16 protein-coding genes and 1 tRNA gene are annotated in these 16146 nt (G+C 49.5%); all 17 read right to left on the bottom strand.

Going from position 1 to position 16146, the window contains the following annotated elements; genetic code table 11:
• Positions 1-6: 6 nt before the first annotated feature.
• The 17 genes from deoC to addA all read right to left on the bottom strand — a co-directional run bounded on the left by deoC (position 7) and on the right by addA (position 16137).
• Complete coding sequence (gene deoC / locus LQE92_RS03415; RefSeq protein WP_231061587.1) at positions 7-723, bottom strand: deoxyribose-phosphate aldolase; 717 nt, start codon at positions 721-723, stop codon at positions 7-9.
• A gap of 1 nt (position 724) precedes the next feature.
• The gene (locus tag LQE92_RS03420) at positions 725-1456 is read right to left on the bottom strand and encodes a GntR family transcriptional regulator (RefSeq protein WP_231061588.1); all 732 of its coding nucleotides are present in this window, start codon (positions 1454-1456) and stop codon (positions 725-727) included.
• Between the two features lie 87 nt (positions 1457-1543).
• Positions 1544-2293, bottom strand: a complete 750-nt coding sequence (locus tag LQE92_RS03425; RefSeq protein WP_231061589.1) for a GNAT family N-acetyltransferase — start codon at positions 2291-2293, stop codon at positions 1544-1546.
• Positions 2294-2313: 20 nt separating this feature from the next.
• Positions 2314-3087 carry a helix-turn-helix domain-containing protein gene (locus tag LQE92_RS03430; protein WP_231061590.1) on the bottom strand — a complete coding sequence of 258 codons (774 nt, stop codon included), beginning with the start codon at positions 3085-3087 and terminating at the stop codon, positions 2314-2316.
• 416 nt (positions 3088-3503) lie between these two features.
• Positions 3504-3585, bottom strand: a tRNA-Leu gene (locus LQE92_RS03435).
• A gap of 89 nt (positions 3586-3674) precedes the next feature.
• Positions 3675-5009: a sodium-dependent transporter gene (locus LQE92_RS03440; protein ID WP_231061591.1), complete on the bottom strand. Its 1335-nt coding sequence runs from the start codon at positions 5007-5009 to the stop codon at positions 3675-3677.
• 98 nt (positions 5010-5107) lie between these two features.
• Complete coding sequence (locus tag LQE92_RS03445) at positions 5108-5332, bottom strand: hypothetical protein (protein WP_231061592.1); 225 nt, start codon at positions 5330-5332, stop codon at positions 5108-5110.
• Positions 5333-5809: 477 nt separating this feature from the next.
• Complete coding sequence (locus LQE92_RS03450) at positions 5810-6220, bottom strand: CBS domain-containing protein (protein ID WP_231061593.1); 411 nt, start codon at positions 6218-6220, stop codon at positions 5810-5812.
• Positions 6221-6331: 111 nt separating this feature from the next.
• Positions 6332-6526 (bottom strand): small, acid-soluble spore protein, alpha/beta type, encoded by a 195-nt coding sequence (locus LQE92_RS03455; protein WP_231061594.1) that lies wholly within the window; start codon positions 6524-6526, stop codon positions 6332-6334.
• Between the two features lie 83 nt (positions 6527-6609).
• Complete coding sequence (locus tag LQE92_RS03460; protein WP_231061595.1) at positions 6610-6801, bottom strand: PspC domain-containing protein; 192 nt, start codon at positions 6799-6801, stop codon at positions 6610-6612.
• Between the two features lie 65 nt (positions 6802-6866).
• Positions 6867-7622, bottom strand: a complete 756-nt coding sequence (locus LQE92_RS03465) for a hypothetical protein (protein WP_231061596.1) — start codon at positions 7620-7622, stop codon at positions 6867-6869.
• The gene (locus LQE92_RS03470; RefSeq protein WP_231061597.1) at positions 7619-8506 is read right to left on the bottom strand and encodes a DUF1700 domain-containing protein; all 888 of its coding nucleotides are present in this window, start codon (positions 8504-8506) and stop codon (positions 7619-7621) included. The genes LQE92_RS03465 and LQE92_RS03470 overlap by 4 nt, the downstream gene beginning before the upstream one ends.
• A 2-nt stretch (positions 8507-8508) precedes the next feature.
• Entirely contained in the window at positions 8509-8823 is a 315-nt protein-coding gene (locus LQE92_RS03475; RefSeq protein ID WP_147597406.1) for a PadR family transcriptional regulator, read from the bottom strand.
• Positions 8824-8982: 159 nt separating this feature from the next.
• Positions 8983-10071: a C39 family peptidase gene (locus LQE92_RS03480; protein ID WP_231061598.1), complete on the bottom strand. Its 1089-nt coding sequence runs from the start codon at positions 10069-10071 to the stop codon at positions 8983-8985.
• Between the two features lie 130 nt (positions 10072-10201).
• Positions 10202-11425 carry a pyridoxal phosphate-dependent aminotransferase gene (locus tag LQE92_RS03485; RefSeq protein WP_231061599.1) on the bottom strand — a complete coding sequence of 408 codons (1224 nt, stop codon included), beginning with the start codon at positions 11423-11425 and terminating at the stop codon, positions 10202-10204.
• A 32-nt stretch (positions 11426-11457) separates the two neighbouring features.
• Positions 11458-12297, bottom strand: a complete 840-nt coding sequence (locus tag LQE92_RS03490) for a YhfC family intramembrane metalloprotease (RefSeq protein ID WP_231061600.1) — start codon at positions 12295-12297, stop codon at positions 11458-11460.
• Positions 12298-12348: 51 nt separating this feature from the next.
• The gene (gene addA, locus LQE92_RS03495; protein ID WP_231061601.1) at positions 12349-16137 is read right to left on the bottom strand and encodes a helicase-exonuclease AddAB subunit AddA; all 3789 of its coding nucleotides are present in this window, start codon (positions 16135-16137) and stop codon (positions 12349-12351) included.
• Positions 16138-16146: the final 9 nt, after the last annotated feature.

A 16146-nucleotide genomic window follows, 5' to 3' on the forward strand; every position in this document is an offset into this window, starting at 1 on the left:
CCAAAATTATAGGACTTTATCTGTACCTTTTGCCAGAAGCCCTCCGTTCAGCTCTTCCATAACGGAAAGTGCCGAATCAAGTCCCAGCCCGAAACGGCTGCAGCCTTCTTGTTCCATGGCAAAAATCGTGCCGGATGTACGGATTCCGCCCGCCGCCTTCAGTTTGATCCTTCCCCTCGCCTGAGAGGCCATGATCTTTATATGCTCCAGCTTCGTCTTCTCCGCATACCAGCCTGTGCTCGTCTTTACATAATCGGCTCCGGCTTCCACGCACAGATCCACCGCCCGGCGGATCTCCTGCTCCGTCAGACGGGGAGCTTCGATGATCACCTTCACCGGTATTCCGGAAGCATTCTCGATCACAGCCATGATCTCTTCCGTTGTCCAGGCATATTCACCACTCCGGAATGCCGTCAGATTCATGACCATGTCCATTTCTCCGCAGCCCATCTCCCGGAGTTCTCTGGCTTGTCTCCCCTTCTGAGCCACCGTGTCGCCGCCCCCCGGAAAGCTGATGACGCCTCCCGTACGGATATCCGGCTCATCCCGCAGCTTTTCCGCCACATAACCGCTGAATGCCGGAAGCGTAAACACACAAATGAAGCGGTATTTCCTGGCCGCCTCAATCATCCTGTTGATCTCATCCCTGGTATGAAGTGCCTGGACACAGCTGATATCAATATGTCTGGCCAGCCTCTGTGCTTCTGTACTCCTGTTTTCCATTCTATTTGCTTCTCCCATGCCCGTGAATTTCGACCTCATACCAGCTGCCTATGATTCTTACATAATCCATACATATGGGCCTGTCCTCATGATAGCAGACCCGGCGCACCACTAAAAGAGCGTCTCTCGGCTTAATGCCCAGAATCTGAGCCTCCATAAAGGTGGCCGATGCCGCGGATATCCTGTCCTTCGTGCTGTCAATGGCGATTCCATAGGTTTCCTCCAGAAACTGGTAAAGGGCCACAAACTTGTCTTGATATTTTTCTATACCTGGAACGAAAGAATATGGAATATAATTTTCCATGATCGTCACAGGATTATCGTCCGCCAGCTGCAGGCGCTGCACCCGCGCGAGCTTCGTCCCGCTGGATATCTCCAATTCCTCCGCCGTTTCCCCCACAGCATCCACAATATCGATCATCATACTTCCCGTAGATACTGCATAGCCCTTTTTTCTCAGAGATTCTGTAACCGAGGTCACCTTGTTGTAATCCTGCGTCGCCTTATGATCACAGACCTTTGTGCCGCAGCCCTGCCGCACTTCCAGGATGTTCTCCTGGCTGAGCATCTTCACTGCCTTCCGGACCGTGGTCCTGCTCACGCCATATATTCCTTCCAGTTCGCTCTCCTTTGGAAGAAAGCTGTTGACTGGATACGTTCCCTTTTGAATCTCCGCTTTCAGTCCCCGGTATACCTTCATGTAAATCGGCTCATTTGTCCTGTTGTTTTCCATTCTCTCCCACCCCATACGCACTTCATTACTGTGCCACAAGTTTATCATATTCAGGAAACCGTTTCAATAAAGCCAGGAACCTGCTCCTCACTTTTTGAGTATTCTGCTCAAACTGGCGGCGTCTAATAAATTCACCGTCTCAAACTTTCCTTTATAAAACACACTCCAGTTATTGAAAACACAGGGCAGTTCCTTTGCTTTCTGCAGAGTATCCACCTGTATAAAGGACACGGGGACGCCGTTTTGTTCACAATATTTTTTTACTCTCTCCACGTTCTGACAGATATAGGGGCATTGCATATCATGGTAAATCGTCAGCTCTTTATTTTCAATCTCCGGATTTTTAACACGCTGTGTGAAATTCGGCAGTGTTCCGTCAAAAGAAAGCGCCAGCAGATCATATCCATAGTCAGTGGTATCGACAACCTTAAAGCCAAACTTCTTCGCAAACGCTTGGTCGGACAGCCAGGCCTTCTGTTTTTGTGCTCCGAGCATACAGACTCCGGATTTGCCTTTTCTTTTGGCATCCGCCAAACAATATTCCATCAGAGATTTCCCGTATCCCTTTCTTTTATGGCTGCCGGAGACCCATAAGCAGTACAGATAATAATAATTGCCGCCTATTATGGGAACCCATGCCGTTTCAAGAGGAGCATATTCAATAAAAACGACAGCCTTTTCATTTAACTTTCTAAAAACATGGCCTTCCTTCAGCCGTTCTGAAAGCCATTTCTTCTTTGCTTCGATACCTTGATGCGGCTTTTTGCTGCGGATGATGCAGCATAAATGCTCATCGGCAAGGTTCTCTGCAGTTATGTTTATAAAATCAGATTCCATGTGCATCCTCGTTTCTTAAACTATTGACAATAAAACTGTCTCTCTGTCCAATGGTCAAAATGATAAGTATTGTTACCCGTGACATATAGATCGGAATATAAAAAGGTAATCAGATCCATATCATCAAATAAGTCAAATATCCATTCGTCCCAACTGTCGTAGTCTATTTCGTCATCATCCGGCTCCATACTTTCTATCAGGAAACGTGATTCTTCCACAACCAGATATAGTGCCAGTTCTTCCATTACACTATGAGCTGTCATTTGATTGCCAGCGTGAGCAATTGCCTGTAATTGAACAACTGCAGCATGCAGAACATACAAGAAATCATAATCATAGCGCATAAGAAACTGCGGAGGCAATAAGGATTCCAGCCATGAAGCGCCTATTTCGCCAATATGCGACCCCTTGGGCATGGAAGAAAGTGCTTCCATATCCTCATGTAAATGGTCCAGCAAAATATCGCTGCCAATGACAAAGGACGCGGCCGCAAGTTCACCAAACGTATTCTCCAGATATGACGACCATATTTCCCGCTTTTTATATTCATCCATATTTAATGTGTCACTTGTATCATTATCCTCTCCATCCGGTAGGGCATGCCAATTTAACGCTTTGCAGATTCCTATACATTTGTCCTTTCTTATAGATTCTCCGGATTCATAGCGGCTCCATGTCTTTGTTCCAACCCCCGCTTTAGACGCGGCCTCTTCAATCGTAAGATTTAGTTCATTCCGCCTGAGTCTGATACATTTAGCAAGCTCTGAACTGCCTTTAATTGATCTTTGTCCCATGTTTTGCTCCTTTCAGCATTCATTATGACCGGTCATCTATATGTCATTATGTCACCAATTTTCGGTTATGTCAAGAAGCTTTTTTAAAAAGCTGCGGAAATTTACAGAGAAAAAAGGCCCTTATTTGGATTATCTCAATTTTGAGTTCCAAATTTGAGCCTCGTTTTATGGTACACCTTTGAATACCCTTCAAACAAACTCATCTTAACGAATCAGAGGAGGCAGGAGGAAGGCAGAAACGGAAGACGGGAAATCATAAAGATTTCCTGTCGACTGTGAGCGGTACTGCCGGAACGTGGATTTCCAAGGTTGATTCCAAAAAGTATTTAGTATCACAAGTCACTTTTCGATGTCTCATTTTCAAGTCATAAGAAAAAGCTGCATCGTGATTTCTCAAAATGCAGCTTTTAGCTTCATACGGATAATGGGACTCGAACCCACACGCCTTTCAGCACAGGAACCTAAATCCTGCGTGTCTGCCAATTCCACCATATCCGTATGGAAAAACTACCGCACCGGCCCAAAACCGATGCGGTATCATCTTACCATCTCCGTCAAAAAAAGTCAACATAACGGCGGAGTTCTATTCAGCCGATCCCTCCGAACAAAATTCCCAGGACATATACCACAAGCGTCAGTCCCACAAAGAGATACTTGGTCACCGGTTCAAACCAGCTGCCCAGCTTTTTCTTCCTTCCGAGCTGCACCTGTTCTCTTGCGTATCCCTTTGGGCATACCCAGAAAAACATCACCGCCGCCAGCAGAGCGCCAAGAGGGATAATGTAGATGGACACCACGTCCATCCACTTGCTCACAGCATCGGCGCTCTCGATGAAGATTCCCACCGCGGCAGCCACGAAAGCCACAATTCCCACCGCCATCTTCCTAGACATCCGGAATTGCTCCTGAAGAGCTTCGATGGGAGTTTCAAACAGGTTCATAAGAGAAGTTATGGCTGCGAACAGCACTGCCACAAAAAAGATCACAGAAAACAGCCATCCAAAGGGCATCTTCTGAAATACGGCAGGCAAAGTAATGAACATGAGCGGCGGTCCGGCAGAAACGTCCAGCCCAAAGGCAAAAACTGCCGGAATCACCACCATTCCCGCCAGAAGCGCAGCACAGGTATCAAATATCGCCACATTCCTGCCGCAGCTCACCACGTCCACATCCTTTTTCAGATAGCTGCCATACACTATGGTCCCCGAGCCTGCCAGGGACAGAGAGAAAAAGGCCTGTCCCAGAGCATAGACCCAGGTCTTCACATCCGCCAGTGATTCCCATCTCGGAATGAACAAATAGCGGTAGCCTTCCGAAGCGCCTTTGAGTGTAAAGACTCGAACAAGAAGGACCACAAAAAACACAAAGAAGGCCGGCATCATAATCTTGTTCATTTTTTCAATTCCTCTGGATACGCCAAACAGCATGATGGCAAAGGTAATGGCAAGCCCCAGCATATGCCAGCCGATGCTGCCGAAATTTCCGGCAAGAGCGCCAAAATAGGCTCCCATATCCCCAACCTTCCCCAGGTTTCCAGCCACAGCTCCGCACAGATATTTTATAAACCAGCCCACTACCACCGAATATCCAATGGCGATTCCCAGGGAACCGATCACGGGAATCAGGCCAATCAGCTTTCCTCCCTTCTTTCCCCGCAGCTTCATGGCCTTTTCAAAGGCCCCGGCAGGGCCTGTCCCCATGGAACGGCCGAAGGCCATTTCGCCGATCACACCGGAAAAACCCAATAACACCACAAAAATAAAATACGGGATCAGAAAAGCTGCTCCGCCGAATTTCCCCGTCCGGTATGGAAACATCCAGATATTTCCCATTCCCACTGCTGATCCGACACATGCTACAATAAAACCCATCCTGCTGCGGAATGCATCTCTTCCCGGAATCTCTTCTCTTTTCTTTTTCATGACTCTACCCCATTTCCGTTCTCATTGCAATACAGTCGACCAAATATGGCCGGATTTACTCAACTATGATACAAAACACTTTTTGGAATCATTTTTAGTCAGCTCCAATTCAGTACCGGCAGAAGTTCCGGACCGTCACGATTTCGGTTCGCTGGCGATGCAGAGGCCGCTTTATCTCCGTTCCGGCAGTACCGCTCACATGTCGACAGGAAATCTTTATGATTTCCTGTCTCCTGTTCGTTCAGAAACGGAATCGGATTTTCCGTTTCTGCCTCCCTCCTCCTGGAGAACACCGGCCTCTGCGCTGCGGTGAGCCGCCTCAATGGCTTTCAGGACAAACGAATGCTTATTTCGGTGCGGAAAGAGGAGCAGAAGGAATGTTCCGATTCCATCGTAAGGGGAGCGCTGCAGAGGCGTTAGCAGGATCTCCCGGCCGCAGGGAGGCAAAAATCGCATATCATGCGGATTTTTGTTGGAATCTGACATGGAAAAATATCGATTTATCCATGTCAGTTGGAAAAGACCGACCGGAGGCCGCAGAGATGCTGGTTACGGCTGCCAGCGACCCGTCTGGATGGAAACGGACATCCTTCTGTTTCCCCGGGTTAATAAAAATAAGGTTATTTGAAAGGTATTTAAAGGTATACCTTGTATATCGACGCTAAAATGTTAACAGATAAACGCCTTTTTGACAATAGCTCTTTCTTCCGGTCCTATCCGCGCAAACAACGGAGCGGCATCAATTTCTGATGCCGCTCCGCCGCCGGAGAAATATCCCCGTATCCCCTGTCCTTCGGAGACTATTCACATTTTACCATATGTTCATAACAATAATGGATGATATCCTTCCGTTTCACGATGCCGATAAAAATTTCATTATCATCCACCACAGGAACGAAATTCTGATTCATGACCTTTTCCATCAGGTCCTCCATCTTCGCATTTACGGACACGGCTGCGGTTTTCTTTTTCCGCCTGATGTTCATAATGCGGACATTCTCTGCCTCACGTATGTTGAGGTCCCAGTCCTCCTTCACATACCAGAGCAAGTCTCCCTCCGTAATAGTGCCTGCATATCTGCCGTCCCGGCTGATGACCGGCACCTCGGAAAATCGGTGGTACTCCATCTTTTCAATGGTCTGCCGAAGAGTATAATCTTCATATACAAATTCCACATCACTTTTGGGAGTCAGGAAAAACAATATGTTCATGGACATCTCCCTCCCGCCGGCTTGCCGGCAGTTCTCTCGGTATCCATAGTACCATATTCTTTCCTAACTTTCCAGTCTCTCCCTTCGGATTTTAGAAAAGATTAAGAAGTTTCAGGATTTACTCATTTCTCTTTTTTTCTTTGTCATCAGACCGCCGATGCGCCCGGATTCTTTTGCGGAAAGACATCTCCAGCCTCCATCTATTACCTTCTGATAAACTCCGATCTCATCGGCAATCTCCAGCTTTAATTTCTCCTCCGGCGTCAGGTTTTCCAAATCAATCGGCTTATCTTTTTTCTTTCCCATAAAAACAATGCTCCTTTCCCCCTGTCCTTCAGGGCTACTTAGAGCATCGCCGTTTTTTTAAAAAATATACAGGCCTTCCCGCACTAATTTTCTGGATTCTGCGGCATGATCACAGCTGCTATCAAATACGCCAGGATACCGGCACCCGTACAGCCAAACAGCGCCCAGATCACTCGAATGATCGTAGCGTCAACGCCGAAATACTCTCCAATGCCGCCGCATACGCCAAGCAGCATCCTGTCTCTTACAGAACGGTATAATCTTTTTGGTTCCATGCTCTATTCCTCCTATAACCTTAATTCAGGCCTCCTGCCCATTCTATATCAAATTTGCCGTAAACTCAATAATTTTCTGAAAAAGCGAACTCAACGCTCCCTGCATCACAGGAAATCGTCATCTTCTTATCCGCGCCATAGGATACATTATCTCGGTTGAACACGCCTCCGCACTCATAGGTTCCCACCACAACACTTCCCAGATTGCAGTCGATGCTCAGATTAAAATCTTCATCTTTCCCATCTAAAAACCCGCTTACGCCGCCGGCCTGACACTCCGTGGAAATCTCCTTTGACACATCTGCTGCAAAATTCACTGCTCCTGCCTGGACATCGATATCCATCGTCTCACAGGAAATCCTGTCAATCTCCACCGCACCGGCCTGTACGTCTATCTCCACATGCTCCAGACGCACTCCTCTCGGAACCGTGATATGGACTTCACCCAGGGAAGATTTCAGATAGACTCCTCCATTGTTGATATAGAATCCGCCAACGGACGTTCCTTCCTGATGCTTTTCTTCCTCTTCCAGCGTCCAGGTGCCGTTTTCCACAGTACTCTTAAAATGTTCTCCGGCCGTCGATGCAGTAATCGCAAAGGCATCGCCTTCTTCCACAATAATGCTGCCCGCTTTCACTTTGAGACAGATGCTCCGGATGTCGCCTTCTATAGCCTGATTCCTCTCCACCAATTCCCAGTCATACAAATCGTGCGGATGATATCCCCGGAATCCCATGGCCCAGCTGACAGACATCATGAGAATGCCGACCAGAAAAGAGATCCCGCATATCCACAGACATACTTTCGTAAAACGCTTCATGCGGCAGCACCTCCTCTCCGCAGTCTCCGCGACAGAAAGTTAAAAAAGTTCCCGATCATATGGATGATGCCGGGCACCGCTTTTCCGCAGAACAGAACGGACAGCCATGTAAAGAACATTCCTATCGACAACAGCACCAGTCCCGCGCCGCATATCATGATTCCCGCGATTGGATAGATCAGAAGTTTCGCAATCCCGACACCAATCAAAATCACGCTTACTACAAGAAGCACGACTGCGATCAGAATCACTGCCAGGGCCACTCCTCCGACACCGACGACGATCGTCACGGCAATCCCAAACACCACCCCGGCTCCTCCCAACAGGAGCGGCGATATCATCAAAAACCCTAATATCACGAGAATCCACATCAGCAGGCTGAAACGGCGTCTGACCGGGCGTCTGTCCTGCCCTTCTTCCGCAAAGGTCTGATGATGCGTATCGTTTTCATATTTCCGGGAGCTTTCCTGCCATGTATCTTCGCTCTGGCCGGTTTCTTCTTCCATGCGCCGATAAGAAGCATCCTGATAATCTTCTTTCTGAAAACAAGAACTTTCTTCCCGGCTGTCGTTTTTATCTTCTATCGTGTCTTTTCTACAGCGCTCCGGCGGCACCACTTCATACTGAGGACTGCGGTAACGCTCATTCCGATAACCGGCCTCCGTATACTCCGCGTCCTGGTTCTCGTACCCGTTTCTTGCTCCCTCACGGATGATCGCGGCTATCTTTTCCGGCCGGCCAAGCTCTGAGATCACCTGCGCTTCGTTTTCCACCCCGGCATCGTCAAAATAATCCTTATAGTATTGAAGGGCTTCTTCCTTTTCCTCATCCGGTACGTCCTGTAAAAGATATGCCAGCTCCTTCATATATTCTGCCCTGTTCATATTCACACCTCCTGAAGGATCATTGATATTTTGCTGGAATACTGCCGCCATTCCCCTTTGTAGAGATTGAGCTGGGCATCTCCCTTCGATGTCACTTTATAATATCTTCGATTCCTGCCCCCGTATTCCTTGTCATAGACCTCCAGGCACTCATCCTTTTGAAGCCTCCTGAGCACCGGATAAAGCGTTGACTCCGATATGTCAATGGCTTCCCGGACTTCCTGGGTGATCTTATACCCATATGTCCCGTCCTGGTCTCTGGAGACGACTGCCAGCACAATGGCATCCAGGAGAGCGGCACCTGTATTAAATACCATGCGACCAACTCCTTATCTGTAATATATAATATTATTTCTTGATTAATACTATATATCATATAATATTATTTGTCAACAACTAATAATAAATTATATGCCGTATTTTCACAGAAAGACACAATAACGGCCGGAAGGACTGAATCCTTCCGGCCGCACAGATCATATCTGAGAAAAACTCTTTTCAACCTTCCGTTCTTTACTTCCAACAGAATATGACCAGATATTCTTTATCTGATACTCCAGATCTGAATAGGACCATTTCATTCCGCTCCGCTTTGGGCTGTTAGGATCGTGGACAAGGAGCTCATCTCCTTCCCGTCCATATATAACGATAAAATGCCCGTTCGCCGTAAAATCCCCCGGCCGCATGCTGCAGATCAGCGGACGCCCCGCATCCAGCTCTCTGAAGACCGCCTCCCTGCTCAATGAAATCGTATTCGACCGGAGTCCCAGCTCTTCTGCGCCGGTCCCCATCAGCTCCCAGCTGGTGCCCACGTTTTCCAGATAAAAACCGTTACTCTCGCTGTACGCGGCCATTACCTTTGGATTCATGGAAGCGTCTCCCGTCAGTCCCACATAGACCATAGACAGACAGGTAGGGCCGCATCCGCTGAGACCCAGCAGGTCGTCTCCGTATTTCCAGTATCCCCACCGCTTGTCCCACTGGATGAAAAGAGGAATCTCCCCTTTGGTAAATTCTCCTGAAAGGTCAATAACCGTCTCTTGATTCTTTTCTTCCGGATAAGAATAGACGAAATCCAATGCTTCCGGGGAGCTTTCCATTAAAGACACCAAATATTCCGGATACTCTTCCGGGTGCTCCAGCACATAGGCCCTTTTTTCCTCGTCGCTCATCTCCGAATCCTGTTCGCTCGCCGTGGACATAAACCCGCTCCGTGACATTCCCGACTCTCCGGGCAATGAATCATCCGTCCTTCCCAGAGTCTTGTTCCCGGCAGGCGCCGTAAGCCTTCCCGCGAGAAAAGAACCGGTACAAAGGACGAAAGCTCCGAAAACAAGTCCAATCCGTTTTCTTATCCTTTGATTTCTTCTCATGCGCTTTTTTTCTTCCATTCTGGAAGTGTCAAACCTGCCTGCCGGTCTCCGTCCCGCGGCCTTAAACGTCCCTGTATCGGTTCTTCTGACGCTTCCGCTTCTTTCTTTGCCGGAGCTTTTCTTTCCTGTCGTGTATTCTTTCCCCGTATTCTGCCACCTGGGAGGCTCTTTTCCCGTGGTCATTTGATTCATGAGTGTCTCCTTTGCTTTTTCATCCAAACTCTTATCTTAGTATACATAAGAATTCTTGTGCAAACATGAATCAAATCTGAAGATTTTCGAAAAAAAAGTAAAGAATTGTCGGATATGCCTCCGAATTCACTTACGGCTGACGGTATTCAGACAAAAACCTTGCCAGCCGGCCGGTGGCGTTCCTGAGCTCCTCGACCCTGGGAAGGTATACCACGCGGAAATGATCCGGCTCCTTCCAGTTGAAACCGCCTCCGTGCACCAAAAGCACCTTTTCAGAACGCAGAAAATCCAGCACGAACTGTTCGTCATCGTGAATATTAAATTTCTTCACATCTATTTTGGGGAAAATATAAAACGCCGCCTTGGGCTTCACTGCCGTTATGCCGGGAATATCGTTGAGCGCGTTGTATATAAACTCCCTCTGCTCATAAATCCGTCCTCTTGGCAGCAAAAGCTCATCCACATTTTCCTGCTGGTAGCCTCCAAGGGCTGTCTGCACTACCATCTGTGCAGGAACATTGGCACAGAGCCTCATGGAGGACAGCATATTCAGTCCCTCGATATATCCTTTGGCTTTTTTCTTATCTCCGCTTAGAGTCATCCAGCCGCTCCGGAATCCCGCGATACGGTGGGATTTGGAAAGACCGTTGAAGGTCACGCACATCAGATCCGGTGCCAGAGACGCAATCGAGACATGAGTCTCCCCGTCCATCACAAGGCGGTCATAAATCTCGTCGGCAAACAAGATCAGTTCATGACGTCTGGCAATCTCCACGATCCGCTCCAAAAGCTCTTTAGGATACAGCGCACCGGTGGGATTATTGGGGTTGATGATCACAAGCCCCTTCGTCCGGTCCGTGATCTTCTTTTCCATATCATCCAGATCCGGGTACCAGTCCGCCGATTCATCGCAGATATAATGCACCGGCCGGCCGCCGGACAGATTGGCGGCCGCTGTCCAAAGAGGATAGTCCGGAGAGGGAATCAGAATCTCGTCTCCATCATCTAAAAGTCCCTGCATGGACATGGTGATCAGCTCACTGACACCGTTTCCCACATAGATGTCCTCCATGGTCACATTGGGAATCTTCTTTATCCTGCAATACTGCATAATGGCCTTTCTGGCGCCGAAGACCCCTTTAGAATCGGAATAGCCCTGTGCTTCCCGCAGCCGGGTCTGCATATCATGGATGACCTCATCCGGCGCCTGGAATCCAAAAGGAGCCGGATTTCCGATATTCAGCTTCAAAATATCGATATTTTCGGCAATCATCCGGTTAGCCTCGTCGACCACCGGTCCCCGCACATCGTAACAGACATTGTCAAGCTTTTTTGATTTTTCAAACGTCCTCATAGTCAATCTCTCCTTTTCTATTCCGTTCTTCTCTACTGCTGTATCCTCTCTGAATTATCCGCTGTCTTCTCTATTTCATCGGGATATTCCAGATATAGCTTCCTGGCAAACACAGCTGTTATCACCATAACCGCCAAAATCAGAAATTCTGTTAAAAATACACTGGTCAGTATCCCCTTCTGGTAAAGTCCCGCGAACATGTCGCTAAAACTGTGGATTCCAATCGCCGCCGGAAGCAGCCATTTTTTTCCGCATCGGGCAGCGCCGTATACCAATACCGAAAGGCTCAGATGAAGCCCCATGGCAACCAGTCTCTCCAGAAAGGACAACAAATAGATCCAGGCCGGCTGCGACGCGATAGATTCTGCGGCGTTCCGCACGGTATCTGCAGACGCGGCCGGAATCGTCGCGATATATGCGTCTATCCCCATTTTATTAACTGCAAACGCCAGTGTCATGGTACTCACCAGGCTGAGCGCCACCAGAAAAGTCTCGATTCCTCCATGTCCCAAACCGTACATGAGGGATATTCTCTTCCCTCTCTCATTTTTCAGCAGTTTCTTAAAAGCCACAAAACGTCCGATCTCCTCAAATATGCCGGCCGCCAGACCACCGTATATTGCATAGGCCCACCCATTATTCAAGATCAGATTTCCCGCGCCGGGCACACCCAGCACCACCTGATGCAGGATGTTTTCCAGAAAACGGACAAAGACAAAGAAAGTCAGCGCTCCTACTAACAGCGGATACAGCTTCTGTCCCGTCCTCTTTTTCAAAAATACCACTGCAAGAACGGGCGCCAATACCATCCCCGCCAGTGAGGCCGCCATGCAGAGAACTGAGCTCTGCGGTATTAGAATTCCTGAATCCATATATTCCCTCCGTCCGTGTTTTCCACGTCTTTCTGCGATCACCTGCCGCCGTCAAAGCGGGATTGCCCGTTCCAGGGAAAAAGAGTACAGATATCTTTCTTTCACCCGTTTTCCGGTATTCTGCTCCAACGCTTCCTGATAATAATCCACCTGTGTCCGATATCGTTCCAGGAAACGCCTCACGCCGGCCTCTCCTACCATCTTATCCACTTTGTCCGTCTTATAGTCCACCAGGACTAACCCGTCGTCTTCTTCGAACCAGGCGTCGATAATTCCCTGAATGAGCATCCGCTCCTCTGACAGTCCGGCTTCCTCATACTCAGGACGAATCCTGGCCGCCGGCATTCCCATGACAAACTGCTGCTCTTTCCTGAGTGTCCCGCGGCGTTCTCCTTCTGCCATCCTGTGTCCCAGAGGAGAATCCAGAAATCTTGTGATCTTTCTCAAATTCAGCCGTTCTCCCGTTCCAAAGGGCAGCAGCCCCTGTTTTTCCAGAATCCTGACTGCTTCCTCCACACTTTCCTTTTTGGCCTCCGTAGTCATGGGAAGGAGCTCAAGCACCCTGTGATAGGCGGTGCCCCTGGCCGCTCCTGACAGCTCTTCCTCTTTTTCCAGGAAAGCCGGACGTTTTCTGTCCGCATCCCTGTCCTGATTCTCCAAAAGGCGGACCGCCTCTTCTTCCCCTTCTGCCATACCAATCTCTTTCAGCTGGGAGACTGTAAATTTTCTCGGCGCCGATACGGCCGCCAAATATGGATACACATAAGACAATTGATCCGCTATCCGGCCCGAAAGGGCTTTTTCATCTTCATCCCGGAGCCCGTCCCAATCCATCAGCCTTTCCTTGAAAAGCTCTCCTGAGGCCTGTTTCTCGACCTCGTGATACACCAGCGTCTCCACACTCTCCACATGCACCGCCGCCGGTATTTCTTCTCCGTAGACCGGATGAAATACCGGAGGAGTAATCCCCCGTTCGGAAAGGACCCCGCCGTAAATACGGCTCCTCACCAGCGCCATAAGCATCCAGTCAAGATAAGAAGACGCTCTCGAGACTTCCTGATAAGGCAGCTCTCTTCCCTTTTCCAGGCGGAGACTGTTCCATTTTGTGAGCTTTGTCTCCAGATATCGGTCTGTCCCCGTGATGATCAGCTTCTCTTCCGCCCTTGTGAGCGCCACATACAGAACGCGGAGCTCCTCTCCCAGGTTCTCCAGGCGCAGCTGCCTCTGAAAAACCTTCTTCGGAAGGGTGGCCGCCTTCAGCCGTCTTTCCGTATCGATGTAATCTGCTGCGATTCCCAAATCCGGATGGAGCAGTATTTTTCCTTTCGCATCCCCCTGGTTGAACAGCTTGCCCGCGCCAGCCAGAATCACAATAGGATATTCCAGTCCCTTGCTTTTATGAATACTGGTGATACGCACCGTATCCTCCTGCTCCCCGGCCAGGGAAGCTTCGCCGAAATCCACCGAATATTTCTGCAGGTTTTCAATATAGCGGACGAATTGAAATACACCCCGGTAACTGGTATTCTCATAATCGACAGCCCGTTTTATGAGCATCTCTATATTTGCCAGCCTCAGCCGGCCTCCCGGCGAAGCCGCCAGGATATATTCGTATTCTGTCTTTTCCAGAATATAACGAAGCAGCTGGTGAAGCCTCATATATACGGCTTTCCCCCGAAAATCACAGATCATATTGTAAAATCGGCGCACCTTTCCGCGAAGCTCCTCCGATACCATGGCATAGCTTCCGCCTTGTCCCTCTGCTCTCGTTTCTTCGAGGCACCGTTTCACGGCTCCATAAAGCCCTCTCGTTTCCTTCGGCGTGATATCTGCGCGAAAATCGGCGGTTATCAGCGCCAGCTCCTCCGATGTGAAGCCTCCTATGGGAGATTTCATCACCGCAGCCATGGGAATGTCCTGCATGGGATTGTCGATCACCCGCAGCAGGTGAAGCACACACTGCACTTCTCTGGCAGTAAAGTATCCTGTCCTGGACTGGGCATAGGCAGGAATTCCGGCTTCCATCAGACTGTCCACAAAGACTTCTGCCCATCCGGTGACTGTCCTCAGAAGAATCACAATGTCTCCATATCTGGCCGTCCGGCATCCCCCTATCTGGCCGTCGTAGACCTTATATCCAGAGACCGGGTCCGTCAGTTCCCGAATGCGTTTGGCGACTGCCTTTGCTTCCAGCTCCTTCGCCTGGTATTCCGCAAGCTTTGCATCGGCTTCCTTATCCCGGTCCTTCCCGGAATCCAGGAAAATGATCTCCGTCTTGCGGCTTTCCCCTTCCACTTCTTCAGGCTCTTTCGGAAATCCACGTCCCGGAACGAGGGCCGCATCTTCGTCGTATGCGATTCCCCCCAGCTTCTTTTCCATCAGCTGGCTGAAAAAGAAGTTGACGGTACTGAGTACTTCCACCCTGCTGCGGAAGTTCCGATGGAGATCTATCTTCTGATACAAGCTGTCTTCCACTGTATAGGCTTCATATTTTTCCATGAAAAGCTCCGGTCTCGCCTGCCGGAACTTATAAATACTCTGCTTTACATCGCCCACCATGAAGATATTGGGACGCCCGTCCCTTTCCCTGGATACGCTGCGCAGAATCTCTTCCTGAATCCGGTTGCTGTCCTGATATTCATCGATCATGATCTCATAAAAGCTCCTGCTCATCTCTACCGCTGCTTCCGTGGGGAAGAATTTACCGTCCGGGCCTTCCTCCGTCAGGACCTCTAAAGCAAAATGCTCAATATCCCCAAAATCCACCAGATTCTTTTCCCGTTTGGCCGCGGAATAATCTTCCCCGAACTCTGCCGCCAGATCCACCAGCTCGCAGAGCGGTCCGCTGCATCCTCTGATATCGGAAAGCACCTGTTCCATACTCCCCAGGTAATATTGCTTCGCCATGTCCTGCAGGGCCTTTTTCATTTCATCCCGGAGGGCGGACAAAAATGCTTTTTTCTCATCATCCACCGCCGGATCCCTTTTAGAAGGCTTGCGAACAAACGCCGTTTTTAATCCCGACAAAATCTCTGCCGCTTCCTCATAAGTCCGTGCAGACAGTAAGCCCTTGACGATCTGTTCGTCCGACCGGAACATATCCTCATAATAATACGGACCTCCCGGTTCCAGGCAGGCCTCCCGCGCCGCCGTATAGCGGGCGGCCAGTTCCTCCGCCTCCAGATGGATCTCATCCATGAGACACTCCATCCATCCCGCAGACCGGACGGCTTCTGCGGAGCCGGCTTCCAGCTGGCCCTTCCACTGCTTCAGCTGTCTGTCTGGATTCGGATAAGCAGACGCAAACTGATACAGCTTCTCAATATATTCCGGTATCCCTCCGTCTCCCTTCCCCTCGGCATAGCTTTCCACGAACCGAAAGAATTCCGGAGCCGCTTCCTCATATTTCCTCTCCAGCAGGGTCTTCATGACATCCTCGCGGAGCAGCTTCAGTTCCCCTTCATCCCCGATCCGAAAATCCGGGTCCAGGTCCAGGCTGCTGAAATAATTCCGCACCACATAAAGGCAGAAGCTGTCAATGGTCATGATCTTGGCATGGGGGAGCAGGTCCTCCTGGCGTTTCAGGTTCCGGTCGTCCGGCTCTTCTTCCAGCCGGCCGGAAAGCCGCTTTGCGATACGCTCCTTCATCTGACCCGCCGCGGCATTGGTAAAGGTCACCACCAGCAGCCTGTCTATATCCACAGGATGATCCTCATCGGTGATCATGGACAGAATCCTCTCAACCAGTACCGCGGTCTTTCCGCTGCCCGCCGCCGCCGCCACCAGAATATTGCGGTTCCGCAGCCCGATTATTTGTTTCTGCTCATTTGTCCATTCCACAGCCAATTG

Source organism: Lientehia hominis, from assembly GCF_021044755.1.
GTDB lineage: Bacteria > Bacillota > Clostridia > Lachnospirales > Lachnospiraceae > Lientehia > Lientehia hominis.